The sequence below is a fragment of the Marivirga sp. genome, from assembly GCF_024636815.1.
Classification (GTDB): Bacteria; Bacteroidota; Bacteroidia; order Cytophagales; family Cyclobacteriaceae; genus Marivirga.
In genome coordinates, this window is sequence record NZ_JAGXGF010000225.1 from 1 (window position 1) to 11,264 (window position 11,264).

9 protein-coding genes are annotated in these 11,264 nt (G+C 36.3%); all 9 read left to right on the top strand.

Going from position 1 to position 11,264, the window contains the following annotated elements; translation table 11 throughout:
* The first annotated feature begins 400 nt into the window (after window positions 1–400).
* Window positions 401–2,719 carry a penicillin-binding protein 1A gene (locus Q0L29_RS15855; protein ID WP_296623222.1) on the top strand — a complete coding sequence of 773 codons (2,319 nt, stop codon included), beginning with the start codon at window positions 401–403 and terminating at the stop codon, window positions 2,717–2,719.
* A gap of 303 nt (window positions 2,720–3,022) precedes the next feature.
* Window positions 3,023–4,033: a UDP-N-acetylglucosamine 4,6-dehydratase (inverting) gene (gene pseB, locus Q0L29_RS15860; RefSeq protein ID WP_296623224.1), complete on the top strand. Its 1,011-nt coding sequence runs from the start codon at window positions 3,023–3,025 to the stop codon at window positions 4,031–4,033.
* Window positions 4,030–5,226: a UDP-4-amino-4,6-dideoxy-N-acetyl-beta-L-altrosamine transaminase gene (pseC, locus tag Q0L29_RS15865; RefSeq protein WP_296623226.1), complete on the top strand. Its 1,197-nt coding sequence runs from the start codon at window positions 4,030–4,032 to the stop codon at window positions 5,224–5,226. Before pseB ends, pseC begins: the two co-directional genes overlap by 4 nt.
* A complete protein-coding gene (gene pseF, locus Q0L29_RS15870; protein WP_296623228.1) occupies window positions 5,219–5,902 on the top strand; it encodes a pseudaminic acid cytidylyltransferase in 684 nt (227 codons plus the stop codon). The genes pseC and pseF overlap by 8 nt, the downstream gene beginning before the upstream one ends.
* Before the next feature lie 3 nt (window positions 5,903–5,905).
* Window positions 5,906–6,958 (top strand): UDP-2,4-diacetamido-2,4,6-trideoxy-beta-L-altropyranose hydrolase, encoded by a 1,053-nt coding sequence (pseG, locus tag Q0L29_RS15875; RefSeq protein ID WP_296623230.1) that lies wholly within the window; start codon window positions 5,906–5,908, stop codon window positions 6,956–6,958.
* A 5-nt stretch (window positions 6,959–6,963) separates the two neighbouring features.
* Window positions 6,964–7,938: a sulfotransferase gene (locus Q0L29_RS15880; RefSeq protein WP_296623232.1), complete on the top strand. Its 975-nt coding sequence runs from the start codon at window positions 6,964–6,966 to the stop codon at window positions 7,936–7,938.
* On the top strand, window positions 7,922–8,887 hold the full coding sequence (locus tag Q0L29_RS15885) for a hypothetical protein (RefSeq protein WP_296623234.1): 966 nt from the start codon (window positions 7,922–7,924) through the stop codon (window positions 8,885–8,887). Before Q0L29_RS15880 ends, Q0L29_RS15885 begins: the two co-directional genes overlap by 17 nt.
* Window positions 8,888–9,095: 208 nt before the next feature.
* The gene (gene pseI / locus Q0L29_RS15890) at window positions 9,096–10,145 is read left to right on the top strand and encodes a pseudaminic acid synthase (RefSeq protein WP_296623235.1); all 1,050 of its coding nucleotides are present in this window, start codon (window positions 9,096–9,098) and stop codon (window positions 10,143–10,145) included.
* Between the two features lie 7 nt (window positions 10,146–10,152).
* Window positions 10,153–10,917, top strand: a complete 765-nt coding sequence (locus Q0L29_RS15895; RefSeq protein ID WP_296623237.1) for a WbqC family protein — start codon at window positions 10,153–10,155, stop codon at window positions 10,915–10,917.
* Window positions 10,918–11,264: the final 347 nt, after the last annotated feature.

Below are 11,264 nucleotides of genomic sequence, written 5' to 3' on the forward strand. Positions count from 1 at the left end.
CGCTTGTATCATATCACAGGTCTACACCCTGTGTTATGATATGACGTCCTTTCAGGACTAAGAGGAGGGGAATACAAGGCACTTAATGCAAAAGCAATTAAAAAAACAGATTTTTATTAAAGGTATAACTTATTTTTCAGGCAATTATAGCAAGTTAACTGCATAAATTTTGTAATTATTATAGGCCCGAAGGGCTGAAATATCTTAAGGTAGGGTGAAGCCCTACCTATAAATGCGGAGATGAAAGAGCCCTGAAAGGGCGTAATACCACCACCTTTCAGGGCTCTAATTTCTTTGATTTTTTATTTTTTAGGTAAGGCTTCACCTCACTTTATTTCTTTTGCTAAAGTATTACACTTTTTAGTGGGATTTTCCGTTCTTCGCAGGATAATAGATTAGCATGCCAAAAAGGAACCAAAAAAAGACTTTAAAACATAGAATCATTAAAATATCCTCTCTTATCGCAGGAGGAGGATTATTACTCTTAATATTATTTTTCTTTAGCATTAAAGCAGGCTTATACGGGAAATTGCCGGATGATGAATTACTCTCCAATATTAAAAATGCTCAGGCTACAGAAATACTGGATGAGAAAGGAGAGAACATCGGTTTTCTTTACCGAAATTATCGTTCTAATGTAGAGTATGAAGAATTGCCGCAGCATTTGATCGATGCTTTGGTGGCAACAGAAGATGTGCGCTTTTTCGAGCATTCGGGTGTTGATTATAGAAGTCTTTTAAGGGTTTTAATCAAGACCGTCATTTTGCAAGACCGCTCCGGAGGAGGAGGGAGTACGCTTTCTCAACAGCTGGTTAAAAATCTGTTTCCAAGGGAATATTCCAATAAACTTGAGATTTTAGCCATCAAAATCAAAGAAGCCATAATTGCAAAGCGTTTAGAGGAAATTTATTCCAAAGAAGATTTACTCACACTATATCTTAATACGGTTAGTTTTCCCGATAATACTTTTGGCATAGAAGCAGCTTCACAAACTTTTTTTAATAAGTCGGTCAATAAATTGAGCTTGGATGAATCGGCCATATTGGTGGGTAGTTTGAAAGCAACTTATACTTATAACCCTAGAATATTTCCTGAAAACAGCATTGAAAGAAGAAATATAGTGCTTTCTCAGATGAAGAAATACGATAAAATCAGCGAGGAAGTGCATCAAAATGCAATTTCAAAAGACATAAAGTTAGATTATCAACCGGTGAAGGCAGATGAGGGAATCGCTCCATACTTTAGAGAACAAGTACGACAGAAATTGGTGAAATGGGCAGAGGATTATGAGAAAGAAAGCGGGAAATCGATTGATATTTATGGTGATGGCTTGAAAATCCACACCACTCTTAATAGAAAAATGCAGCTTCATGCCGAGTCAGCCATGAAGACCCATATGCAGAACTTGCAAAAGGCTTTTGAGCAAAACTGGGGCAATCTGGCCCCCTGGAGAAAGAAAACAATTTATGAGCAGTACATCCAACGGTCGCACCATTATAAAGCCTTAAAGATTCAAGGAAAGTCTGAGGAAGAGATTCGAAAAATATTGAATGAGAAGAAGGAGATGCAGGTTTTTGACTGGTCCGGTAGTGATGTGAAGACCATGAGTGTAATCGATAGCATTCAACATTCACTTAAGACCTTGCAAGCAGGCTTTGTAGCTATGGAACCACAGACGGGAGCTATTAAAATCTGGATAGGAGGAATTGATTTTGAATATTTTAAATATGATCATGTAGTGCAAAGTAAGAGACAGGTAGGTTCTACTTTTAAACCATTGGTTTATATGGCTGCGCTGGAAAAGGGTGTGAAACCCTGTGATTATTTCCCTGCTAATGCGGTGGCATATGATAACCTGGAAGGTTGGAAGCCGACTAATAGCGATGGAGAAGATTATACTTACATCAATGTCAATATGCAGGAAGCTTTAAGGAAATCCATGAATACGGTTTCTGTTAAGATTTTAGAGGAAACTGGCATTTCATCAGTTATGAATTTAGCGAAAGAGGTAGGCATAAAATCTGATTTACCGGAAGTGGCTTCTCTGGCATTAGGAACAGCCGAGCTGAGCCTGCTCGAAATGGCCACGGCTTATTCTTCTTTTTTGAATGAAGGGAAATCATCAGAACCTTATTTTATAAAAAAGATCACGGATGCATCTGGAAAGGTATTAGCAGAATTTGAATCTGAAATTGAATATGAGCAAGCTTTTTCAATTCTCAATCAGGAGATGATGTTGGATATGATGCAGGAAGTGGTAAATTCTGGTACTGCATCTCGATTACGTTGGCGATATAAATTAAAGAATGATATAGCCGGGAAAACAGGGACTACACAGAATAATAGAGATGGCTGGTTTGTGGGCTTATTGCCCAATCTGGTCACCATCAGCTGGACGGGTTCTGATAATGGCAGCATAGGCTTTAGAAGTACTTCAATAGGGCAGGGAGCTAATTCTGCCTTACCGATTTTTGGCTTATGGATGCAAAAGGTAAATGCAGATGCAAGTTTAAATCAATACAGCAAAAGTCATTTTCGACCTCTGTCTGATAAAGCAGAGCGATTAATGGACTGCCCACCGGTAAAAGAAGATGGTTTTTTCAAGAAGCTATTTACAAATCCTGATAAGGAGAAAAGTAAAGATTTTGATGAAGATGGAAAAGAAGGGAAAGGGCTGTTTAATAAGATTAAGAAGTTATTTAAGAAGGATGAGGGGTGATGGGTGGAGGGTGTTGGATGAAGTGAAAGCTCCTATAGTCCCCTAATGGGAAAGTATTTATTTGGCGTGCTTATTTCAGGCATTAACCAGTTGGCTTGTTTAGGTTTTATCTCCTTTCTTATGGACTTTACTTAAAATCCACGACTTAGAACTTAAAAAAGAAACCAAATATTTAGCTCATTGATTAATGAGATCTAGTTTCCCTACTTTTCTTTATTCCCTGCACTTTCTATCTTTAAAGCCATTTCCCTTAGTTATTAAAATTTCTAAACTATCTTTGAAAAGCTAAATACAGAACATTTCATGTTAACAGATAAAACGATTTTAATTACTGGTGGTACAGGATCTTTAGGTAAAGCATTAACAGCTCATATCCTTACGAATTATCCGGATGTTAAAAAGCTTATCATTTTTTCAAGAGATGAACAAAAGCAATTCCAGATGGCGCAGGAGTATCCTAATGAAAAATTTCCTAACATAAGATTCTTCTTAGGTGATGTGCGGGATCAAGATCGATTGATGAGAGCATTTAAACATGTCGATTATGTAATTCATGCAGCCGCTATGAAGCATGTTCACCTAGCTGAATATAATCCTGAAGAATGCGTGAAAACTAATGTGAATGGTGCACAAAATGTAATTAATGCGGCCTTAGATACTAATGTTGAGCGTGTCGTTTCACTTTCGACAGACAAGGCATGTGCCCCTATTAATTTATATGGAGCCACTAAACTCACTTCGGATAAGTTGTTCATTGCGGCCAATAATATTAGAGGCTGGAATCCAATACGATTCTCGGTTGTGAGATATGGTAATGTTATGGGCTCAAATGGTTCTGTGATTCCATTTTTTCTAAATAAGAAGAAAGAGGGAGTATTACCCATCACTGATCCAAATATGACTCGTTTTAACATTACTTTGCAAGGGGGAGTGGATATGGTTATGCATGCTCTGGAACATGCCTGGGGAGGAGAAATTTTTGTCCCTAAAATACCTTCATACAAAATACAAGACGTTGCAGAGGCTATAGGTCCGAATTGTGAAAAGCCTGTGGTTGGAATCAGACCGGGAGAGAAAATTCATGAAGAAATGATATCAAGCTCAGATTCTTATTACACATGGGATTTAGGGAAATATTATACCATTTTACCCCCTAAGCATAAATGGAAGATTGATGATTTTCAAAAAGAATTTAATGCCGTTAAAGTTCCGGAAGGATTTCAATACAATTCTAAAGAAAATGAGGAATGGGAGACAGTAAGTAGCTTAAGAGCACTTATTAAAGAATATGTTGATTCTACATTTGAGATATGAGTAAAAATATTATTCCTTACGGAAAGCAATCTATTTCGCAAGCAGATATCGATGCAGTTACTGAAACGCTTAAGTCAGATTTCCTGACACAAGGCCCGAAAGTTAAAGCTTTTGAAACGGCTTTTGCTGAATATATTGGCTCAAAATATGCTGTAGCCGTAGCAAATGGTACCGCAGCGCTGCATTTAAATTGCTTAGCTCTTAACCTTAAAGCGGGTCAGAAGGTGATCACTACCCCCATTACATTTGCTGCATCAGCTAATTGCGTAAAATATTGCGGAGGAGAGGTCCTTTTTGCAGATATAGACCCTAAGACCTATTTGATTGATATTGATTCGGTTAGAAAATTATTAGAAAAGGATTCAGATATTGTTGGGATTATTCCGGTTGATTTTGCCGGCAGAGCAGTAGATATGGAAGCCTTTAAAAACTTAGCGGATCAATATAATTGTTGGATTATTGAGGATTCTTGTCATTCACCAGGAGGCTATTTTGTAGATGCTAATGATCAAAAACAAAATTGCGGGAATGGTCAATTTGCAGATTTAGCTATCTTTTCCTTTCATCCGGTGAAACATATTGCAGCCGGTGAAGGTGGAATGATCACAACCAATGATAAGTCATTGTATGAAAAGTTATTGATACTCCGAACCCACGGCATTACTAAGGATAGTGATCAATTTCAAAATTCAATGGAATTAGCAATAGCACAATCTCCAGACGATAACAGCCAATGGCCGGCATGGTATATGGAAATGCAGGAATTAGGGTATAATTACCGCTTGTCGGACATTCATGCTGCATTGGGTTTGAGTCAGTTAGAAAAAGCGGATCAAGGATTAAAAAAGCGAATTGAAATCGCTAAAAAGTATAATGAAGCATTTGAGGGGCAAGATTTTATCAAGGGTCATTCAGGCTTAGTGGATGGTCATGCTTATCATTTGTATGTATTGGAAGTGGATGATCGATATGGGTTATTCAATTATTTAAGGGAACACGATATTTATGCTCAGATTCATTATATCCCTTTGCATTTAATGCCTTATTACCAATCGCAAGGTTGGAAACAAGGTGATTTCCCTCATGCAGAAAATTATTATAAAAACTGCATTAGCATTCCGATGTATCCTGGTTTAACAGATGAGGAGCAGAATTTTGTAATCGAAACCATAAAAACTTTTTACAATGGCTAACATTTGCATCATTCCTGCCAGAGGGGGAAGTAAAAGAATCCCCGGAAAAAACATTAAGCCCTTCTTAGCTAAGCCAATTATTGCTTATGCCATTCAGTTAGCTGCAGAATCTCAGTTGTTTGATGAAATTATGGTGTCCACAGATGATGAAGAGATAGCTAATATTGCAAAAAAGTATAAGGCCAATATTCCATTTATGCGATCAGGAAAAAATGCAAACGATTTTGCTACCACTGCAGATTGCATAGAGGAGGTTTTAGAAAAGTATGATGCGAAATTTGATTGGGCCTGTTGTATTTACCCTACTGCTGTTTTAGCTCAATCTGAAGATATAAAAAAAGGATTCAATAAAATTAAACAGGAAGCTTTGGAGGCCGTTTTTCCTGTTGTAGCTTTTGATTATCCTATATGGCGTAGTTTAAAAGTAAATGAAGAAGATCAAGTAGAAATGAATTGGCCTGAATTTGCCAGATCACGTTCTCAGGATTTACCTAAAGCCTATCATGATGCAGGCCAATGGTATTGGTTTGATCCTGAAAGTTTTAAGCAACAAAAAAGGCTGTTTATGAATAAGAGTGGGTATATAGAAAAAAGTATAAATGAGGTTCAGGATATTGATACAGCTGAAGACTGGGCTCTTGCTGAATTAAAATATCAATTATTGAATAAAAAGTAAGCGATGAGTAAGCAAGCAGTATTTAGAACGGACGCAAATGCCAAAATAGGAACGGGGCATTTACTTCGTTGTCAGATTTTGGCTCTAAAACTGCAAAAACTTAATTTTCAGATTACCTTTTTATCTAAAAAGCTTAATCCGCAATTAGAAGAGCGCCTGGAAGGAGATAATATAGCAGTAGTGAATTACGCGGATTATATTAAGGAAGAAGAATTACTGGATGATTACTTTTTAAAGTTGGGAAATAATGGTGCCACCATCCTTATTATCGATCATGACAATCCTGAGCTCTATAAATTAGATCTTCAGCAAAAAATTAAATCTATATACGGAATTAAAGTGATGTACTTTGATTTCACTGGAGAAAATGAATTTCAAGCTGATATTGTTTTGAATCAGAATATCAGAGCCTTTGATTTGGAATATAACGTAGCCGAACACACACATCTTTTAAGAGGACCAGAATATGTGATTTTAAATGATGATTTTGATGAAATTAATAAACAGGATTTAAAGCAATTTGAGGAAAAGGAAGAGGTTGCCTTACTTTTTTTTGGAGGCGCTGATATCCGAAATCAAACTCTGCATTTTCTACAAATTTTAGGAGAATCTCCTAGGCTATTTGAAAAGCTCATAGTAGTATGTGGTGCTTTGAATCCGGATTTAGAACAGATTAAGCATTTTATTGAAGAAAATGCTCATTTACAAGCTGAACTTCATATTAATACGCCCCAAATGCCGTTTTTAATGGCTGGAGCTAAATATGCCATCACTTCCGGTGGACTTACCATTTGGGAATTGGCAACATTAAATAGCTTGCAGATTATCAGTCCTTCCAGAGAAAGAGAAGAGAAAACAGTTCGCTATTGTGAGGAAAATAATTTGGTGCATCATCTAAAAATGGTAGCTAATCAAAGTCGAAAGGAAATATTAAATAAGATTCAAGCCTTTAAAAATGATCCTTCAAATCATGAAAAGGTTAATAAATTCCATAGTTTAGTAGCCACTGATGGAGCTGCTAAAGTGTCATCCATTATTAATGATGTATTGAATTAAAAGGCATGCAGGATCAAAATAGACAAGATAAATTTAAAAAGGATGCTTTTTCTGAGAAGTATCTGGCTTTGATGAATCAGGAATTAGGAAGTGTAGATCAAGCTATTCTCAAGGATATTGAGGAAAATATTGAGCCAACACCTGTTTTTATCATTGGCTTGCAACGTTCAGGAACTACTGTTTTTAATCAGCTACTGCTTAATCAATTTAATTTCAATTATCCATCAAATTTTATAGCCAGATTTTGGAATGCACCTTTAACGGGTCTGGTGTTACAAAACAATTTAAAATTTGAGCCTTCTCAGAATTTCAAATCTAAACTGGGTTATACTGAAGGACTTTCCGGTCCCCATGAATTTGGTTGTTTCTGGAGACATTGGTTTCCCTGGAAATCCTATCATAAGGATTTTAAGAAAGCGAGTATTGATGATCAAGCATTTCAACAACTCATAAAGGGAATGCAGTCTTTGGGAGGGAATGCGTGGCTTTTTAAAAATTTGCATCAGGTTAATTTTCAGATCGAGACTTTGCATCTATTATTTCCTGAAGCAGTGTTTTTATATATTAAAAGAGAACCTTTGTTTGTGATGCAATCAACTTATGAGTCAAGATTAGAACTTTTTGGAGATGAAAATCAATGGTTTGGAATTGAACCACCTGAATTTGAGTCTGTGAAGGAAAAATCTCCGCAAGTTCAGATAGCAGAGCAAGTCTATTATGGAGAAAAATATATAGAGCATAGCCTAAATAATGTAGCTGCAGAAAAGGTTTATCGATTGTCATTTGAAGAATTAATTAATAATCCGAAGGTGAAACTTACCGAACTTAATAAGTTCTTTACTGAACAAAAGATACAGGTAGAGGCCAATAAAGAACGGAACATACCTGAATTGAAAAACAGTAATCAGATACGTATTGAAAGTTCAATTATAGAAGAAATGGAAAGAGCATTAACCTCCTTTTATGATCAAAATGGATAGTCAAACGATAGTATATGAGCAAAGAGCCTCTTACATTCTTTTCAATATTTTTAAAGAATTAGGTAAAGGGGAAGTACTAATGCCGGCCAATATTTGCCCTATAGTGCCTGCCACTATCATAAAGGCGGGTGCTACACCTGAATTTATTGATATTGATTTAAAGCACCTGACTATGGAGCAAGATCAATTGTTAGAGACTTTACAAAAAGACCCTCAAAAATATACAGGAGTAATTTGGGTAAGAACTTACGGCAATAATCAGGAAAACATTGTCCCATTAATAGAAAAAGTAAAGTCCATAAATAAAAATTTGTTTTTTGTGGATGACCAGTGTTTGTCAGTTCCGTCATTTGAAAAGCCTACTACAAAAGCAGATTTAACTTTATACAGCACTGGATATTCTAAAATTGCAGAATTAGATTGGGGAGGTTATGGAATCTTGAATGGAAAAGTAGACTATAACAGGGTTCTGATTGATTTTGATGAAACTAAGCATGATGAATTACAAAATATTTTCAGAGAGGCAATTAATCATAGCACTAAAATAAATGTACCCAAAACAGATTGGTTGAATGGGCAAAAACCTGCTGTTTCTTTTGAAGAATACCGTGAAATGCTAATGCTGAAAACAGAAGCCGCTCTTTCTCATAAGAAAATCATCAATGAAATATATGATGAACTCTTGCCAAATGAGATTAAGTTAGCAGATTCCTTTCAGAATTGGCGCTTTAACATAAAAGTACAGCAGCCAGCTCGCATTTTAGCAGCTCTATTTGAGCAGGATTTATTTGCCAGTAATCATTATGCTCCGGTTGCCAATCTTTTCAGTGATACAGAAGCACCAAATGCATCAAAATTTCATTCCCAAGTAGTTAATCTTTTTAATGATTTTAGATATAGTCCTGATATGGCTGAAAAAACGGCAAAGATTATCCTTAAAAATTTATAATCATTGCCCGTAAAGATTATAGTTTTGTAAAAAAGATATATTATCATTCGAGTAAACGCGCTTATTATACCGAAACTAAAGGGGAAAAATGAAATCTATTAATACAGTAGTAAAAAGATTGGAAAAAAAATGAAAGCAAAAAACATTGCTTCCAGAATAGGCTTAAATTTCTTTTCAGAAAATTTGTAGTCGAAGAAAACATAAAAGAATGCAGCAATTTTCAATTAATAAACGGCTTATCGGAAAAAATCAGCCAGTCTATATTATAGCAGAGCTTTCAGCCAATCATGAAGGGAGCTTTGAATTAGCAGCAAAATCCATAGAGGCCATAGCCAAAACGGGAGCAGATGCCGTAAAGATCCAAAGCTATACGCCCGATGTGATGACTTTAGATAGCGATCTGGAATGGTTCAAAACCCGAAAAGATAGTCCATGGGCAGGAGGTAAACTTTATGATGTTTATAAAAAAGGCCAAACTCCCTGGGAATGGCATCAAAAACTGAAAGAATTAGCCGAATCTTTAAGCCTGGATTTCTTTTCTTCTCCTTTTCATCCTGAAATCGTGGATCAGTTGGAAAGTATTAATGTTCCAGCCTATAAAATTGCTTCACTGGAGATTAATGATATTCCACTGATCAGGGCGGTGGCCAAGACCGGGAAACCCATTATTATTTCAACAGGTGCAGCTACTGAAGAAGATATTGACTTAGCGCTAAAAACCTGTTTTGAGGAAGGGAATAAACAAATAGCTTTATTAAAATGCACTAGCGCTTATCCTACACCCTTGGAAGAAGTCAATTTAAAAGCGATCACCACCTTAGCTGAAAAATACAATACTATCATTGGTCTTTCTGATCATACCTTAGGGCTGACTGCGCCTTTGGGCGCTACCGCATTAGGTGCTAAAATTATTGAGAAACACTTCATTTTAGATAAAAATGCGGATGGTTTAGATAAAGATTTTTCTCTTGACCCTCAGGATTTTACACTCTTAGTACAGGAAATTCGAAATATGGAAAAAGCCATGGGTAGTGGAGGGCTGGAAATGAGCCCGAGAATGGAAAATGCGAGCAAATTTAAACGCTCCATATTCATTACAGAGGATGTGAAGAAAGGAGAGGAGCTAACACAGAAAAACATAAAAGTGCTAAGACCTGGTTTGGGGATGCATCCAAAATATTTCTCGCAAATAGTGGGTAAGCATTTTAGTGGTGATTTTCAAAGAGGAACGCCCTTGAAAGATGATATGATTGATTAATTACAGGATGGAGAACATAAAAGAAAAGACTTTAGTCATCATGCAGCCTACCTATATTCCGTGGTTGGGTTACTTTGATCTCATTCGCCAGGCTGATTATTTTGTTTTTTATGATGATGTGCAATTTGTCAGGCAATCATGGCAAAGCCGTAATAAAATTAAATCACCGCAAGGAGAATTATACTTAAGTGTACCGGTTAAAAAAACGACTCATCACGATGATTTATTGATTAAGGATGTGATGATTGACAATAATCAGAATTGGAGCAAAAAGCATTTAAAATCGATTGTTCAGAATTATAAGAAAGCGGCATTTTTTGAAGAATATAGTGGACTTATTGAAAGTATCTACAGTCAGCAATTTGATAAACTTGCGGACTTGAATATCTATTTGATTGAATTAGTAGCTAAAAGCTTAAATATCAATACCAAATTTATTCGCTCCAGCGAACTCAATATTCATAAAGGACAGAAAGAGGAAGGAATTATAGATATTGCGAATCATTTGGAGCTTAATCATTATTTGAGTCCTAAAGGCGCCTTTGATTATTTGAATAATGAAAAGGCTGAAAATGCTTTTAATGAGCATGATATAAAAGTCTCTTTCCAGGAATTTATTCCTCAAGAGTATCCGCAACTAAAAGAACCTTTTATTCCATATTTAGGTGTTTTCGATGCTTTACTCAACATTGGAGCAGAAGCTACCTTGGGAAATATTAAAGAAAGTAGTTTGGATAATAGAAGCTATGAGGGAATGCGGGGTGTTAGATGAGGGTGAACCACCCCGTCCTACGGACACCCCTCCTTAAAAAAAAGGAGGGGAATAGGGAACTGCTGCTAGCCAGTTTTGAATTTCAATTTTCTTATCAATTCTCGACATATGTCGCACAAGGTGATTTTCTTAGGCAGACTACTAATTTATTACACTCACTGCTGCTCTTCCTCCAGCTGGCGGATGAGGGGTTGTATATAAACCAATATTCCATCTTTGTGAAACTCTGAGTATAACTTTGAGTTCTCTGTGGTTTAATTAATCCGTGCTTATGTCAGACATTGCAAATGCCGGACATTAATCATTTGGCTTCTAGGAAGCTATCTCAAAATTCCTACCCTAGTCAA